The sequence below is a fragment of the Mesoflavibacter zeaxanthinifaciens subsp. sabulilitoris genome (assembly GCF_014191595.1).
Classification (GTDB): Bacteria; Bacteroidota; Bacteroidia; order Flavobacteriales; family Flavobacteriaceae; genus Mesoflavibacter; species Mesoflavibacter zeaxanthinifaciens.
In genome coordinates, this window is the sequence record NZ_JACHWV010000001.1 from 120,182 (window position 1) to 136,589 (window position 16,408).

The 16,408-nt window shown below is 30.7% G+C and carries 19 protein-coding genes; 13 read left to right on the top strand and 6 right to left on the bottom strand.

All coding sequences use genetic code 11. The features are described from left to right. Window positions 1-57 precede the first annotated feature (57 nt). Window positions 58-717 carry a TrmH family RNA methyltransferase gene (locus tag FHS04_RS00545; protein WP_106676856.1) on the top strand — a complete coding sequence of 220 codons (660 nt, stop codon included), beginning with the start codon at window positions 58-60 and terminating at the stop codon, window positions 715-717. Here the strand turns inward: FHS04_RS00545 and FHS04_RS00550 are convergent. From FHS04_RS00550 to FHS04_RS00565, 4 genes are all read right to left on the bottom strand, one after another. Then, window positions 714-1,559, bottom strand: coding sequence for a carboxypeptidase-like regulatory domain-containing protein (locus FHS04_RS00550; RefSeq protein WP_027878675.1), 846 nt, complete (start codon window positions 1,557-1,559; stop codon window positions 714-716). The genes FHS04_RS00545 and FHS04_RS00550 overlap by 4 nt on opposite strands. Before the next feature lie 87 nt (window positions 1,560-1,646). Next, window positions 1,647-3,446: a DEAD/DEAH box helicase gene (locus FHS04_RS00555; RefSeq protein WP_106676855.1), complete on the bottom strand. Its 1,800-nt coding sequence runs from the start codon at window positions 3,444-3,446 to the stop codon at window positions 1,647-1,649. Window positions 3,447-3,630: 184 nt separating this feature from the next. Then, window positions 3,631-4,704: a glycoside hydrolase family 53 protein gene (locus FHS04_RS00560; protein ID WP_244906264.1), complete on the bottom strand. Its 1,074-nt coding sequence runs from the start codon at window positions 4,702-4,704 to the stop codon at window positions 3,631-3,633. Window position 4,705: 1 nt separating this feature from the next. Then, window positions 4,706-5,281 carry a non-canonical purine NTP diphosphatase gene (locus FHS04_RS00565; protein WP_106676851.1) on the bottom strand — a complete coding sequence of 192 codons (576 nt, stop codon included), beginning with the start codon at window positions 5,279-5,281 and terminating at the stop codon, window positions 4,706-4,708. 128 nt (window positions 5,282-5,409) lie between these two features. Between FHS04_RS00565 and hpf the strand changes: the two genes are divergently transcribed. Next, the gene (hpf, locus tag FHS04_RS00570; RefSeq protein ID WP_106676849.1) at window positions 5,410-5,709 is read left to right on the top strand and encodes a ribosome hibernation-promoting factor, HPF/YfiA family; all 300 of its coding nucleotides are present in this window, start codon (window positions 5,410-5,412) and stop codon (window positions 5,707-5,709) included. A gap of 102 nt (window positions 5,710-5,811) precedes the next feature. Beyond that, the gene (locus FHS04_RS00575; RefSeq protein ID WP_106676847.1) at window positions 5,812-5,994 is read left to right on the top strand and encodes a hypothetical protein; all 183 of its coding nucleotides are present in this window, start codon (window positions 5,812-5,814) and stop codon (window positions 5,992-5,994) included. On the opposite strand, the gene rlmH is transcribed toward FHS04_RS00575, so the two are convergent. Continuing rightward, on the bottom strand, window positions 5,995-6,468 hold the full coding sequence (rlmH, locus tag FHS04_RS00580) for a 23S rRNA (pseudouridine(1915)-N(3))-methyltransferase RlmH (RefSeq protein ID WP_027878680.1): 474 nt from the start codon (window positions 6,466-6,468) through the stop codon (window positions 5,995-5,997). Window positions 6,469-6,581: 113 nt separating this feature from the next. On the opposite strand from rlmH, the gene nadC reads away from it, so the two are divergent. The 4 genes from nadC to priA are packed head-to-tail and all read left to right on the top strand — an operon-like array spanning window position 6,582 to window position 11,278. Continuing rightward, the gene (nadC, locus tag FHS04_RS00585) at window positions 6,582-7,442 is read left to right on the top strand and encodes a carboxylating nicotinate-nucleotide diphosphorylase (protein ID WP_106676845.1); all 861 of its coding nucleotides are present in this window, start codon (window positions 6,582-6,584) and stop codon (window positions 7,440-7,442) included. 29 nt (window positions 7,443-7,471) lie between these two features. Continuing rightward, window positions 7,472-8,395 carry a YihY/virulence factor BrkB family protein gene (locus FHS04_RS00590; protein WP_106676843.1) on the top strand — a complete coding sequence of 308 codons (924 nt, stop codon included), beginning with the start codon at window positions 7,472-7,474 and terminating at the stop codon, window positions 8,393-8,395. Continuing rightward, a complete protein-coding gene (locus FHS04_RS00595; RefSeq protein WP_036226872.1) occupies window positions 8,392-8,805 on the top strand; it encodes a DUF2147 domain-containing protein in 414 nt (137 codons plus the stop codon). Before FHS04_RS00590 ends, FHS04_RS00595 begins: the two co-directional genes overlap by 4 nt. Window positions 8,806-8,824: 19 nt before the next feature. Further along, the gene (gene priA / locus FHS04_RS00600; RefSeq protein WP_106676841.1) at window positions 8,825-11,278 is read left to right on the top strand and encodes a replication restart helicase PriA; all 2,454 of its coding nucleotides are present in this window, start codon (window positions 8,825-8,827) and stop codon (window positions 11,276-11,278) included. A 68-nt stretch (window positions 11,279-11,346) separates the two neighbouring features. Here the strand turns inward: priA and FHS04_RS00605 are convergent, their stop codons facing one another. Further along, complete coding sequence (locus FHS04_RS00605) at window positions 11,347-12,042, bottom strand: LytR/AlgR family response regulator transcription factor (protein WP_027878685.1); 696 nt, start codon at window positions 12,040-12,042, stop codon at window positions 11,347-11,349. Window positions 12,043-12,256: 214 nt separating this feature from the next. On the opposite strand from FHS04_RS00605, the gene rpsF reads away from it, so the two are divergent. The 6 genes from rpsF (at window position 12,257) to hisS (ending at window position 16,396) form a co-directional block, all read left to right on the top strand. Continuing rightward, entirely contained in the window at window positions 12,257-12,595 is a 339-nt protein-coding gene (gene rpsF / locus FHS04_RS00610; protein ID WP_027878686.1) for a 30S ribosomal protein S6, read from the top strand. A 5-nt stretch (window positions 12,596-12,600) separates the two neighbouring features. Continuing rightward, window positions 12,601-12,897 (top strand): 30S ribosomal protein S18, encoded by a 297-nt coding sequence (gene rpsR, locus FHS04_RS00615; RefSeq protein WP_027878687.1) that lies wholly within the window; start codon window positions 12,601-12,603, stop codon window positions 12,895-12,897. 15 nt (window positions 12,898-12,912) lie between these two features. Beyond that, window positions 12,913-13,374, top strand: coding sequence for a 50S ribosomal protein L9 (gene rplI / locus FHS04_RS00620; RefSeq protein ID WP_027878688.1), 462 nt, complete (start codon window positions 12,913-12,915; stop codon window positions 13,372-13,374). Between the two features lie 122 nt (window positions 13,375-13,496). Beyond that, on the top strand, window positions 13,497-14,408 hold the full coding sequence (locus FHS04_RS00625) for a glycerophosphodiester phosphodiesterase family protein (protein WP_106676839.1): 912 nt from the start codon (window positions 13,497-13,499) through the stop codon (window positions 14,406-14,408). Between the two features lie 6 nt (window positions 14,409-14,414). Continuing rightward, window positions 14,415-14,885, top strand: coding sequence for a DUF6495 family protein (locus FHS04_RS00630; protein ID WP_106676837.1), 471 nt, complete (start codon window positions 14,415-14,417; stop codon window positions 14,883-14,885). 143 nt (window positions 14,886-15,028) lie between these two features. Continuing rightward, entirely contained in the window at window positions 15,029-16,396 is a 1,368-nt protein-coding gene (gene hisS / locus FHS04_RS00635; RefSeq protein WP_106676834.1) for a histidine--tRNA ligase, read from the top strand. Window positions 16,397-16,408: the final 12 nt, after the last annotated feature.

The window sequence follows — 16,408 nt, forward strand, 5'->3', positions numbered from 1 at the left end:
TAAATATTAAAGCAAACCTGATAGCAAATAACTGTCAGGTTTTTTTATTTTTAACCCATGATAGATATTAAACTTTTAGAACATTTAGAAGGTTATTTAACAGAAAATCGTTTAGAGCGTTTTCATAAAGTATTAGACCAACGTACCAAGCATTTTACTGTAGCAACAGAAGATGTGTATCAATTACATAACACTAGTGCAGTAATACGTAGTTGTGATGTTTTTGGTATACAAGAAGTAAATATTGTAGAAGAGCAAAATACAAAGCGCATAGATAGAGAAATTGCAATGGGCGCACAAAAATGGGTTGATTTAAACCGTTATCATACAGTAAAAGATAGTATTAAAGACTTAAAAGCTAAAGGATATCAAATTGTAGCAACAACGCCACACACAAACGATTGTGATTTATCAGACTTTGATGTGACAAAAAAGTCGTGTTTTTTCTTTGGAAGAGAAACCGAAGGATTATCTGATGAGGTCTTACAACAAGCTGATGCTTATTTAAAAATACCAATGGTTGGCTTTACAGAAAGTTTAAATATATCTGTAAGTGCAGCAATAATCTTACAGCACGTAACTAGTAAACTTAAAAAAACAGATATAAATTGGCAATTAACTGAAACAGAGAAAATAGAAAAACGTTTAGATTGGTGTAAAAAGACAATTAAAAGTTATGACGAAATTGTAGAACGATTTTATAGCACCAAAAACTAAAGTCGTTTTTTGCGTGTTCTACTTAATACTTTGTATTCTTCGTAGCATTCACTAATAGCATCCAATATTTGAAGGTCGTTTGCGGTGTTAATAAACTCTGCAGAATAGTTACATTGACTTACAATTTCATCTAAATCTACTTTTGTAACGCCAAGTAAAGCTGTAAGCATATCACGGTCAAAACGCTTAACTAAAGTATTACGGATGTTATCGTCCTCTTTCATCTTTTTAAGCTTATGTAACTCTCTTCCTTTTTTACTAAAGGTATTGTATAAAAAGTCAAGAGGATTAAAAATAGATCCTAACACTTTATTTATGGCATTAGGTTGTTTTTTTCCTGCTTCGTAACCTGTACTTAACCCACTAATACTATATCTGTAGTTGTTGTTTACATTTACTTGTTTGATATCTACTTCTAAATAACCTGTTAATTTAAGTTCGCTTACAACAACTTCTTCTAAAGCTAACGCCAGCTCGGTTAATGTAATGGTAGATTTTTCAATTTTATTAACCCAGTCGTTAGTTACTTTTACTTTTACAGATTTAAAACCAAGGTAAGATAAGTGTAGTGTATCGTTAGCTACTGCGCGTAATTCAAATTCTCCTTTATTATTAGTTGCCGTACCAATAACTTGATTAAGGTTAACGATGTTTACGTTTTCTAATGGTTTTTTTGTAGTAGCATCAATAATTATCCCTTTAACGGTAGAATCTTTTTTTATTTGAGTAGAATCTACTGTTCTTGTTTGGGTAGTATTTTTATTATCTTTTTGTTTGTTGTCTTGAGCAAGACCAATCTGAATGCTAAATACTAAAATTAAAAGGGTAAAAAATGACTTCATGTAATTATTTAATGCTCTAAAAATAATAAAGAAAACGCTAATTGATAGCGTCTTCTTATATATTTGACTAAATATTAACAAAAAGGTTTAACGTCTAGAGCGTCTTGGTCTACCGTGTGTAGATTTAAATTCAGATTTATCTCTGTTACTACGTTTACTTTTTTTGTTAGAGCTGTTAGAATCTTCACTTCTTCTGCTACGTCTTTCTCCTTTTGGTTTGTCGCTTCTTCGTCTACGGTCGTTTCCGCCATCACGACGTCTTCCTCCGCCACGTTTTCTATCACGTCCACCACGATCTTCTGTGATTTCTACGTTTATAAAACGTCCGTTTTCTTTAAAATCTGTAAAGAAAGCTAATACTTTTTCTTGGTGTTCTTTTTCTGTGTTAAAGAAAGAGAAACTGTCTTTTACATCTACTTTAAAAACATCATCGCGACCAAGTTGTAAAGTGTCTCTTAAATAGTCTTTAAGTTTCATCCAATCATAACCGTCTTTTCTCCCAACGTTTATGAAGAATCTTGTGCTATCTCCGCTAGAAGATCTACTACTGTCTTGAGAAGAAGCTTCTACATTTAAGTTTTTAGAGTTTTTATAATAATTGAAGAAACGAGAAAACTCTACAGAAAAGAATTTTTTAATTAATTCTTCTTTAGATGTATCTTCAAAAATTTCGTTAATGCTTGGTAAGTAAGCATCAATTTCGTGATTCATTTCTGTGTTATGAACCTTATTTGCTAAAGACATTAATTGTACTTCGCAAATTTCCATACCATCAGGTAATTCTTTTTTATCAAATTCACGTTTTATAATACGTTCAATGCTCTTAATTTTTCTTACCTCACTTTTAGAAACTATGACCATAGAAACACCAGTTTTACCAGCACGTCCTGTACGACCAGAACGGTGTGTATAGGTTTCAATTTCGTCAGGTAATTGGTAATTGATTACGTGTGTTACATCATCTACATCAATACCACGAGCAGCAACATCTGTTGCAACAAGCATTTGTATTTGATTGTTTCTAAATGCTTTCATAACCAAATCACGTTGATTTTGACTTAAATCGCCGTGTAAAGCGCCAGCATTGTAACCATCTTCAATAAGTTTTTCTGCAACTTTTTGTGTATCTCTTTTGGTACGACAAAATATTACAGAAAATATATCTGGATTAGCATCTGCTAATCGTTTTAAAGCTAAATAACGGTCACGAGAGTTTACTAAATAATACTCGTGTGATACGTTAGATGTACTTTCATTTTTATTACCAACAGTAACCTCTAAAGGATTACTCATAAAGTCTTTAGCAATTCTTGCTACTTCTTTAGGCATTGTTGCACTAAATAACCATGTGCTTTTGTCTACTGGTGTATCTTTTAAGATGTCATTAATGTCATCATAAAATCCCATGTTTAACATTTCATCAGCTTCATCTAAAACAGCATATTGAATTTTAGTGATGTCGACCAAGTTACGGCTAATCATATCTTTCATACGACCAGGTGTAGCTACAATAATTTGTGCGCCACGTTTAACTTGTCTTGCTTGTTCTGTAATACTAGATCCACCGTATATTGCAGTTACGTTAAGACCATTAAGGTACTTACCGTAAAGTTTCATTTCGTTGGTGATTTGTAAACAAAGCTCGCGTGTTGGAGATAGTATTAACCCTTGTGTTGTACGACTGTTAACGTCAATTTTTTGTAACATAGGGAAACCAAAAGCTGCTGTTTTACCAGTACCTGTTTGTGCAAGTGCTACAAGATCGCGCTCGCTTTCTAAAAGTGTTGGGATTGCTTTTTGTTGGACTTCACTAGGTGTTTCAAAACCTAAGTCAGTAATGGCTTGAAGCAAATTAGCGTCAAGACCAAGTTGTTGGAATGTGCTCATTCTAAAATATAAGTATTCAATTGCATTATGTTGGTGTTACATATAGAAGCGAATTGAACAAACTTAAACCTAAAACTTCTAGTAACACATCCTCTCTCTGAGGAATTTATTAAGAAACCGCCTTTTGGGTTTCAGCGTGCAAAGATAGTCTTTTATTTGAGATTTAAATGTTTTGCTGTTAAGATTATTTAAACTCAGATAAAACAGGAAGCGCTTTATTGTTAAAATTAAATAAAGCTTGATTTTCCCATGGTGAAGCTGTAGAGGATTGACTCCCTTTCCAAGCTATTAATTCTGAGCCCCAATAACAAAAACCTAATCCCTTATCTGTTGATTTAATTATGGTTTTTATTTCGCTTATAAATTCTTTTTGACCTTGAGGAGAAGCAGGAAATTCAGGTAAAATTAATTGATCAGTCGTGCCAACAATATTGTTAGTTTGGTCATTCCAATCTAAAGTGAAAGGATAGGCTGTTTCTGCAATAACAATTTGTTTGTTATAAGTAGAACTTAAGCTTTGAAGCGTGTTTTGTAAATTTTCTAAAGAGTGACCATGCCAAATAGGATAGTAGGATAATCCAATAATATCGTAGTCTATGGTGTTGGTTTGATTAAAAAACCAATCGGAATTTTCTAATCCTGCAAAATGAAGAATAATTTTACAATTATTAGAATGTTCTCTTACTGCTAAAGAGCCAGACGATAAAAGCGCTTTGAAATTTGAATTATTTAAAGAAATATCACCCTGAGGATGAAGAAATCCTGAATTAATCTCGTTGCCAATTTGTATATAATCAGGTTGTATTTGTGTAACTACTTTTTTTGTGTAATTATAAACACTGTCTTTTAAAGTTTCAAAATTTAAACCTTGCCATACAGCTGGAGTTTCTTGTTGTCCAGGATCTGCCCAAGTATCTGAATAATGAAGTGTTAACCAAGTTTTAAAACCATATGTTTTTAAAGTTTCAGAAAATTGTTTTACTTCATTAAAGCCAGAATGTTGGCTAGTAGGGTTTACCCAAAGTCTTAGTCTTACTGTATTGACTCCATTTTCTTTTAAGATGTCTAAAATATCTTTTGGTGAATTTTGTTGATCATAAAAAATAGGATTGGTGCTTTCAATTTCTGGTAATCTTGATAAATCTACAGCAGAAATATAGTTTTCTATTTCAGAATTAAAATTGATATTAGTTTGTTCGTCTTTACTACAAGAGCAAATAAATAGAATAATGGAGATATAAATCAATTCGTTTTTCATCTTATAAAGCATTTAAAAAATCAACTAACATTCTTACAGCCTTACCACGATGCCCAATTTTGTTTTTTAATTCTAAATCCATTTCTGCAAAAGTATCTTGATAACCTTTTGGTTTAAAAATAGGATCGTAGCCAAAACCTTTTTCTCCATGCCTTTCAGTTGTAATTTCACCTTTACAAACACCTGTAAACGTTTGTAGGTTATTGTTTAAATGTAGTGCAATAACTGTTTTAAACTGCGCATTTCTGTTTTGTTTATCTTTTAGATTGGTAAGTAACAAATCCATATTGTCATTTGCATCACGTTGTGGTCCTGCGTAACGTGCGCTAAACACTCCAGGTTCGTTATTTAAGGCTTCAACTTCTAGTCCGGTATCGTCAGCAAAGCAATCGTATCCATAATTATTTTTGATGTATTCTGCTTTTTGAATGGCATTACCTTCAATAGTGTCTTGGGTTTCTGGGATATCTTCAAAACACTGTATGTCTTTTAAACTTAATAAAGTAATATGTTTTGGTATTAAACTTTGTACTTCTTTTAGCTTGTTTAGATTGTTGGTAGCGAAGACTAATTTCATCTTAATAAGGTTTGTTGCAAATGTAATTTAAATATGTGTTTTTTGGTTTCTATTATATGATTTATATCATTTTTATCGCAGTTTATCTATAGTATATTTGAGTATAATTTAATATAAAACCAAAAGCAATGACAATTAATATTCAATACGTTCATATGTCTACCAGCGAAGCTATGAACACTTACGTAACTGAAAAACTAAATAATTTAACTGAAAAATTTGATTGGATTATTAAAGCTGAAGTTCACTTTGAAAAAGAGCAACATGATCCAATAAAAGGTAAAATTTGTAAAATAGAATTAAGCGTACCTGGTCCAAGAATCTTTGCTACTTCTAATGAGGATAATTACGAAAAAGCTGTAAAACACACCATTAAAGATTTAGAAAAACAGCTTAAAAAACGTAAGCACACATTTGTTAACCACTAATTTCTAAATATATATTTTAAAGGCTGATAATAAGTAAAATCTTTTATCTGCCTTTTTTTATTCGTTTTTGTAACTTTTTTAAAATTGGTGCGTCAAACTAGTATGAAAAAATTAATTATAATCAATGCTATTATTTGGGCAACAGTAATTTTAGTATCTGCAATTTTGTTTAAGGATAATGATAATTGGGACATCTTTTTTATTTTAATCATATCGTTATCAACCATTACAAATGGTTTGTTAAATAGACAGTTTTGTAAACAAAAACAGTGTAAGATTAAGTAATTATCTATGGTGGTAAGGCTCATTTTTTAAAATGGTAAAACCTCTATACAGCTGTTCTATCATAAATAGGCGTACCATTTGATGAGAAAATGTCATTTTAGACAAAGAAACTTTTCCTCTTGCTTTACTATATACTTCTGGACTAAAACCATATGGTCCGCCAATGACAAAAACCAGTTGCTTGATTCCAGAATTCATGTGCTTTTGTAAGTAATTAGCAAATTGTACGCTATCGTATTGTTTACCGTTTTCATCTAACAAAATTAAAATGTCTGTAGGTGTTATTTTTGATAAAATAAGATCGCCTTCTTTTTGCTTTTGTTGGTCTTCACTTAGGTTTTTTACCTTTTTTAAATCAGGAATTATTTCTAATTCAAATTTTATGTAAAATCCTAAACGTTTTGTATAATCGTCAATAAGCTGTTGCAGCTGCTTATTGTCTGTTTTTCCTATAGCAAGTAGTTTTATAGTCATACGCAAATTTACACTTTATGATTTATGATGTTTTAATTTCATCTAAAAAAATCATAAATCTATAATCGTAAAACGTCATTCAATTTACTATTTTTACACAAAACATTACAAACATGATCAGTCAAACACAATTTGATAAAGAAATAGAGTTAATTATAGCTAATGCGATTAGAGAAGATGTAGGAGATGGCGACCATAGTAGTTTAGCATGTATACCTGCTTCAGTAGAAGGAAAAGCTAAACTTTTAGTAAAAGATGAAGGTATAATTGCAGGTGTAGAGTTTGCTAAAAAAGTTTATCATTATGTTGATCCAAACATGAAAATAGAAACCTTGATTGAAGACGGAAGTCATGTTAAATATGGGGATATAGTGTTTTACGTAACAGGCGCATCGCAATCTATTTTAAAAGCAGAACGTTTAGTGTTAAACGCAATGCAGCGTATGAGTGCTATTGCTACAAAAACAAGAGAATTTGTAGACCTTTTAGAAGGTACAGGAACTAAAGTTTTAGACACACGTAAAACTACGCCAGGTATTAGAGCTTTAGAAAAATGGGCTGTAAAAATTGGAGGAGGAGAGAACCATCGTTTTGCGTTATACGATATGATTATGCTTAAAGATAATCATATAGATTTTGCTGGAGGAATTACAAAAGCAATAGATAAAACCAAGCAGTATTTAAAAGAGACTAACCGTGATTTAAAAATTATTGTTGAAGCTAGAGATTTAAATGAAATTAAAGAAATTTTAAAATCTGATGGTGTGTATCGTATTTTAATTGATAACTTTAATTACGAAGACACTAGAGAAGCTGTAAAGCTTATAGGTGATAAATGCTTAACCGAAAGTTCTGGAGGAATTAACGAAAATACGATTAGAGAATATGCACTTTGCGGTGTAGATTACATCTCTTCTGGAGCATTAACGCATTCAGTTTATAATAAAGATTTAAGTTTAAAAGCAGTTGAGTAGTAAATTAAAAATAAAGACTAAATTATTTTATGTCAAAAGCGATAGAGGATAAGCTAAATAAAATTCCTGTAGTTAACATAATTGTTAGATTATTAGGTAAAATTAAACTACCAGGATTAGAAGGTTTATCGCTTTATGATTTATTAGAATTGTACGTTATTGGTATAGCAAAAGGCGCATTAACAGCAAGAGCAAGTGCTATAGCTTATAGCTTTTTTATGGCGTTGTTTCCTTTTTTATTATTTATTTTAATAGTAATTCCTTTTATTCCAATAGACGATTTTCAAACCGATTTTTTAGTTTTCTTAGAGTCCTTTTTACCAGCAACAACTACAGATTTTTTTTATGAAAATATCTTTAATAACATAGAAGGAAATAAAGAAGGATTAATTTCATCTGTGTTTGTATTATCTATTTTTTTAATGGCAAATGGCGTTAATGCCTTATTTTCAGGTTTTGAAAATTCTTATCATGAACAATTATCTAGAAACGTTTTTAAACAATATTTATATGCGCTAGGAATAGCTTTAATATTAAGTTTTTTACTAATTGTAACTGTAGTAGTATTAGGGTATTTTCAAATATACGTCATGTCTACTTTTGAGGGATATATAGGTTCTAGAAATACAGATTTTTGGGCTAATTTTGCACAGTATATTTTCTTTGTTTTAATGGTGTATTTGGCAACTGCAGTATTATATTACTTTGGTACTGCAGAAGGTAAAACCTCCAAGTTTTTTTCGGTAGGTGCATTATTTACTACCATTTTAATTATGTTAACCTCATATTTATTTGGTATTTATATAGAAAATTTTGCAAAGTATAATGAACTTTATGGCTCAATCGGTGCATTACTAATATTGCTTTTTTATCTTTGGTTAAATGCCAATATTTTATTGTTAGGTTTTGAGTTAAATATTTCACTTAAACAATTAAGAAAAAGTTTTAAATGATAAAACACATCACATTATTACTATTGTTTTTCAGTCTATCAATGTCTGCTCAAGATATTTTTGGTAATTGGCAAACAATAAATGATAAAGGTGAAAAAAAGTCTACAGTAAAGATTTACGAAGAAAATGGAGTTGTTTACGGAAAAATAATACAAATTAATGACCAATCTAAAGTAAACGCTTTATGTACAAAATGTGAAGGTGATGATAATAACAAACCTATTTTAGGTTTAATCATCATAAAAGATGCAGTTAAAGACGGTAAATATTATAAAGGCGGAACTATTTTAGATCCTCAAAACGGAAATACCTATAAACTAAGATTAGCAATAAACGATAAAGGTCAACTTCAAGTAAGAGGTTATTTAGGATTTATATACTCTACACAATATTGGGAAAAAGTAAAATAACTTTTAAAACTAAATCAAATTGCATTTTATAGACGTCATTTTACCAATTCCGTTAGAAAAACGCTTTACTTATAATATAACACAAGCAGAAAGTGAGTTTTTGCAAGTAGGAATGCGTGTGTCAATTCCTTTTGGTAAAACTAAAATCTACACAGGTATTGTTGCAAATATCCATCAAACTGCACCTTTAGTTTATGATGCTAAAGAGATTCATCAAATTTTAGATGAAGCTCCAATAGTTACCCAACAACAACTTAGGTTATGGCAATGGATAGCTAAATATTATATGTGTACAGAAGGCGAAGTCATGCGTGCAGCCTTACCAAACGCTTTTTTGTTAGAAAGTGAAACTATAATAAGCCTAAATAAAACATCTGTAATTAATGAAGAAGATTTAAAAGATGATGAGTTTTTAATTTACGAAGCTTTGCAACATCAATCGTCGTTAAAAATTCAAGATATATCTAACATTTTAGATAAAAAAAATGTGCTTCCTGTAGTTAAACGTTTGGTCGAAAAAGAAGCAGTAATCCTCAATGAAGAAATTTACGAAAAGTATAAGCCAAAATACGTTAGATACGTAAAGTTAAGTAGCAAGTATGCTTCTGAAGCTGAGCTAAATTCGCTTTTAGGCAATTTAAACAAAAATGCAACCAAACAAAAAGAGGTTATTTTAAATCTCTTTACTATATCTGCAAGAACAAAAAAACCGGTTAAAGTTTCAGAGTTGATAGAAGTTAGTAAGACAACATCTTCAACCATTAAAGCGTTGGTAGATAAAAATATTTTAGAAGAATATCATATTCAAACCGATCGTGTACAATATAATGGTGAAGAAAACTCAGAAAGTAAGCAGTTAAATCAATATCAAACTGAAGCTTTACAGCAAATAAAAAATCAGTTTGAAAACCAAAACGTTGTGTTGTTACATGGTGTAACATCTTCGGGTAAAACAGAAGTTTATGTAAAGCTAATTGAAGATGTAATAGCTGAAGGAAAACAAGCCTTGTATTTACTTCCTGAAATTGCACTAACTACACAATTGGTTAGTCGTTTACAGGATTATTTTGGAGAGCAAGTAGCAGTATTTCACAGTAAATATTCTGCACACGAGCGTGTAGAGGTTTATAATAATGTACTACATAATTCCGCGAAAGCGAAAATAATTTTAGGCGCACGATCATCCATATTTTTACCATTTGATAATTTAGGATTAATCATAGTAGATGAAGAGCATGAGCAATCTTTTAAACAATTTGATCCAGCACCACGTTATCACGCACGTGATTCTGCGGTTGTGTTAGCATCGTTTTTTAAGGCAAAAATTTTATTAGGAAGCGCAACACCAAGCTTAGAAAGTTATCATAATGCACAAGAAAAAAAATATGGATTAGTAGAAATAACTAGGCGCTATAATAATGTACAAATGCCAGATATAGAACTGGTAGATTTAAAAGATAAGTACAAGAAAAAGCGTATGAAAGGTCATTTTTCTGATCGATTAATTGAAGAAATAACAGAAACTTTAAAAGAAGGATATCAAGTTATTTTGTTTCAAAATAGACGAGGTTATTCTCCAATTGTAGAGTGTACAACTTGTGGTCACTCGCCACAATGTCCAAATTGCGATGTTAGTTTAACTTACCATCAATATCGTAAACAATTACGTTGTCATTATTGTGGTTATGTTATTGCTATGCAGCAAAAATGTATGGCTTGTGGCACACCAGATTTAGATACTGTAGGATTTGGTACAGAGCAAATAGAAGCTGAGGTAAAAGAACTATTTCCAGATTTTAAGGTAGCAAGAATGGATTTAGATACTACACGAGGAAAATTTGGTTACGAGAAGATTATTACCGCTTTAGAACAACAAGAAATTGACATTTTAGTTGGTACACAAATGCTAACTAAAGGTTTAGATTTTAGAAATGTAAAATTAGTTGGTATAATGAATGCCGATAACATGTTAAATTTTCCTGACTTTAGAGCACATGAGAGAAGTTTTCAATTAATGCTACAAGTATCAGGTCGTGCAGGACGTACCGAAAAAAGAGGTAAGGTTTTGATACAAACATACAATCCGTATCATAAAATTTTACAACAAGTGTCTACAAATGATTATGTAGGTATGTTTAAAGAGCAGCTAGAAGAACGATATAATTATAAATATCCACCATTTTATCGATTAATAAAAATCACCCTAAAACATCGTGATTATAATAAAGTTAATTTGGCTGCAGATTGGTTAGCTAAAGCATTGGTACAATTGTTTAAAAATAATGTTTTGGGACCAGAGTTTCCGCCAGTATCAAGAATTCGTAATCAGTATCATAAAAACATTTTGATTAAAATACCTCAAGGTCAACATCTAGGTAAAACAAAAGAAGCTATAAAACGTGTAGAAACTACTTTTAATGCAATAGGAGATTTTAAAGCAGTACGTTTAATAATGAATGTGGATAATTATTAAGTGTAATCCAAAAAAAATCCCATTTCAAAAAGAAACAGGATTTTAATTTTTTATAGTAGAGTAGTAGTTTAGATGCTATTTAAAGCTTCAACTAATTGTGTTTTCTTGTTTCTACTTAACGGTATTTCGTAAGCGCCAACTTCAACATTTTTACTATTAAATCTATCTATTTTATCAAGGTTAACAATATAAGATTTGTGTATTCTTAAAAACTTTCCTTCTGGTAATTCTTTTTCAAAAGCTTTCATTGTAGATAGGACAACAAGGCTAGTATCTTCTGTAACAAGTTTTACATAATCACCAAGTGCTTCGATCCATTTAATGTCCTTAATATAAACCTTACGTTTTTTTAGATTACTTTTTACAAAAATATGTTCGCCTTCTTCTTGACTAAAGTCTTGTTTAAGTTTGTGTTGCTCTACAGCTTTTTCTACAGCTTGATTAAAACGATCTCTAGAGATTGGCTTTTGTAAGTAATCTGTAGCATCGTAATTAAAAGCTTTAAAAGCATACTCGGTTTTTCCTGTAACAAAAATAATTTGAGGCTTATTATTTAAAACGTCCAGAAGCTCAAAACCATTAAGAACAGGCATTTCTATATCTAAAAAGATAAGATCTACCTTATGGGTGTTTAGACCATTTTTGGTTTCTAAAGCACTGCTGTATTCAGCAATTAGATTAAGGTTGTTGTTGCCTTCAATAAGTTTTACAATAGACAATCTTTGTATTGCCGAGTCATCTACAACTACACAATTTAGTATCATAGCGTAAGTGTTAAGGTTAAGTTATCGACAATAGTACAAAAAATACGGATTAAAACCAAAAAACATCGGTAAAATGATTTTTTTAACATAAAAATAAAATCATTCGAATATACATTTAAAAAGTCGTTTAACAGAAATATTTACAAGGGTATTGTGTTATTAAATAAAAAGAATTACTTTTGCACTCATTTTTAACACAATAAAATAGATTTTTATGAATCATTATGAAACTGTTTTCATCTTAAATCCCGTTTTATCTGAAACACAGATAAAGGAGACAGTAAAGAAATACGAAGATTTTCTTGTTTCTAGAGGAGCTAAGATGGTATCAAAAGAAGATTGGGGACTAAAAAAATTAGCTTACCCTATTCAAAACAAAAAAAGTGGTTTTTATCACTTATTTGAGTACCAAGTAGAAGGAGAAGTAATAGAGCCTTTAGAGTTAGAATTTAGACGTGACGAGCGTTTTATGCGTTATTTAACTGTAGCAATGGACAAGCACGCTGTTGCATGGGCAGAACGTAGAAGAGAAAAACTTAAACAAAAAGCGTAATCATCATGGCAAGTATCGAACAACAAGCAAAAGGAAAAAAAGAAGGAGAAATTAGATATTTAACTCCTTTAAATATAGAAACTAACAAGACTAAAAAGTATTGTCGTTTTAAAAAGTCTGGTATTAAGTATGTAGATTACAAAGATGCAGACTGGTTATTAAACTTTGTAAACGAGCAAGGTAAAATTTTACCAAGACGTTTAACAGGTACTTCTTTAAAATATCAAAGAAAAGTATCTGTAGCTGTAAAAAGAGCTCGTCACTTAGCTTTGTTACCATACGTAACAGATTTATTAAAATAAAATTATCATAACACAATGGAACTTATATTAAAACAAGACGTTGAAAACGTAGGATTTAAAGACGATGTTGTAACGGTAAAGAACGGTTATGGTAGAAACTTCTTAATCCCAACAGGACAAGCAATTTTAGCAACAAAATCTGCTAAAAAGGCATTAGAGGAAACTTTAAAGCAACGTGCATTTAAAGATAAAAAAGTAATTGAAGAAGCTAACAAAACGTTAGAAGCTTTAAAACAATTAGACATAAAAATAGCTGCAAAAGCTACAGAAGGAGCATCTGCAGGAGATAAATTATTTGGTTCTGTAACTAAATTAGATTTAGTAGAAGCATTTGAAAAAGAAGGACATACTGTAGATAAGAAGTATGTTTCTATCGTTGGAGGTAACATTAAGCGTTTAGGTCTATATACGGCTACTGTACGTTTACACCGTGAAGCATCTACAGATATCGAATTTGAAGTTGTAGCGCAATCTTAAAATAAGTTAACAAACAAGTTAGCAAATTTTAAATAAAAATTAAAGCCACCTAAAAGGTGGCTTTTTTTATGTTAATTTTACAATATATTTATTGTGTATCCATAATAAAAAATATCAGCTTAATGAATAATGTTAAATCAACTTACACCTTTATTTTACCAATAATACTATTTTTGGTTGTATTGTCTTGTAATAATAAAAACAAACAAGATGTAAAACCACAATTAAAACCAAATCAAACCACATCTATTTTACTTAAAAAGTTTAAGTATCGTAGTGATGATAAACCAATAATTAGCGTACATCGAGGCGGAAAAGGATTAAGTAATTATCCAGAAAACTGCCTAGAAACCTTAAAGTATATTAATGATAGTATATCTGCTATTTATGAGATTGATGTAGCACAAACTAAAGATAGTGTATTAGTTTTAATGCACGATAATAGTTTGGATCGCACAACAACGGGTACTGGCAAATTAACTAACTATACTTATAAGCAACTTCAACAGTTTAATTTGGTGGATGATTTTGGCACAGAAACAAACTTTAAGATACCTACACTTAAAGATGTACTTCTATTTGCAAAACAGAACAATATTGTATTAACACTAGATAAAAAACGAAGTGTAGATTATAAATCTATTGTAAATTTAGTTAATCAATTACAAGCACAAGATCAAGTTGTTTTAATCACTTACGATATACAACAAGCTACAGAAGCTTATGCAATTGCACCTCATTTATTACTTTCTGTTTCAGCAAGAAATACAAAAGAATTAGATTGGCTTTTACACTCAAAAATACCAACCCAAAATATGTTAGCATTTACGGGTACAAGATTATCGTCAGATAGTTTGTATAAAGCCATACATAAATTAGGTGTCAAAACCATTTTAGGTACTTTAGGAAACTTAGACAAACAAGCAAAAACAAAATCTGACACATTATATAGACATTGGATGCAAAAAGGTATAGATGTTTTTGCAACAGATAGACCATTTGAAGCCGCTAATGCTTTACAAATTTCAAAATAAAAACACATGAAATACGCAAGACTTACAAAAGAACAATTTGAAGAACTGCACCAAGAATTTATCAACTTTTTAGCCACACAATCTATCACAGCAGAAGAGTGGCAAACCATTAAAACAGAAAAACCAGAAGTAGCCGAACAAGAGCTAGATGTATTTAGTGATTTGGTTTGGGAAGGCGTATTAACAGCAGCCAAATACTTAGAACATATTTCGCCTAAAAACATACATCTTTTTGCATTAAACGACGATCATATGCATTTAATAGGGATAAAAATTGAAAAAGAAGATGTAGATGTAACTACACAAGAAGGCTTTAATTGGTTACGTAATAATTTAATGGACGAAAGTGTAGAGTTTGCTCAAGCAAAAAAAGAATATTCTGATGACAAAAACCTAGATAAATTTGCACTTATTCAACAAGGAAGCAATATTACAAAAGGTGAGTTGTATGAGTATATGAACAATTTAATCAATTAAAATAGTCACTTCTGCATAGATAGTAATCTCAATAATTAACTTTCGTTATTTGTAACTAAACTACTATTTTTGCTACTAAGCTTTTTAAAGTGAAATAAAAGAATAATCATTTAAATAAATTTCTGCATTCGCAGGAAGTTAATATGGCACAAAAACCAAGCATACCAAAAGGAACCAGAGATTTTAATCCAGAAGAAGTCGCAAAACGAAACTATATTTTTAATACTATAAAATCAAAATTTGAACGTTTTGGATTTATGCCAATAGAAACACCAAGTTTTGAAAACTCAGACACTTTAATGGGTAAATATGGAGAAGAAGGTGATCGCTTGATTTTTAAAATATTAAATAGTGGAGATTACCTTTCTAAAGCAGATCAAAAAGCTTACGACGATAAGGATTCTAATAAATTAACGTCAAGTATATCAGAAAAAGCCCTTCGTTACGACTTAACCGTTCCATTTGCAAGATACGTGGTACAACACCAAAACGAGATAGAATTTCCGTTTAAACGTTACCAAATGCAACCAGTTTGGCGTGCAGATAGACCGCAAAAAGGACGTTTTAGAGAGTTTTATCAGTGCGATGCAGATGTGGTAGGTAGTAATAGTTTGTGGCAAGAAGTTGAGTTAGTACAATTATATGACGAAGTGTTTACAGCACTTAAACTAGAAGGCGCAACTATAAAAATTAATAATCGAAAAATCTTATCAGGTATTGCAGAAGTTATAGGTGCAAGTGATAAATTAATAGATTTTACAATAGCTTTAGATAAACTTGATAAAATAGGCGAGGAGAAGGTAAAAGAAGAAATGCTTAGTAAAGGTATAAGTCCTGAAGGTATAGAAAAACTTCAACCTTTATTTACATTATCAGGAGATTTTGGAACACAAGTTGAAAGTTTAAACTCTATTTTAAGTACTTCTGAAGAAGGAAAAAAAGGTATTGAAGAACTTCAGTTTATAAATACAGCAATATCAGAACTTGGTTTAAAATCTGCTATCCTTCAACTTGATGTTACCTTAGCAAGAGGCTTAAACTATTATACAGGAGCAATTTTTGAAGTTTCAGCTCCAAACGTAGCAATGGGATCTATTGGCGGAGGCGGAAGATACGATGATTTAACAGGTATCTTCGGGATGAAAAATATGAGTGGTGTTGGTATTAGTTTTGGGCTAGATCGTATTTATTTAGTATTAGAAGAGCTAGAATTGTTTCCTGAAACTATAACAAAATCTACAGAAGTATTGTTTATTAATTTTGGAGAAAAAGAAGCATTATATTCTCTAAAAGCAATAAAAACCTTACGCGAAAACGGTATAAATGCAGAGCTTTATCCTGATAATGCAAAAATGAAAAAGCAAATGAATTATGCTAACAAAAGAAATATTCCTTTTGTAATAATTGTAGGAGAACAAGAAATAGAAAACAACCTTTTTGCTTTAAAAAACATGATTACCGGAGAGCAACAAAATGTTAATTTAGAGCAAGTTGTTAAAAAATTTAGCTAAAAACCTTATCTT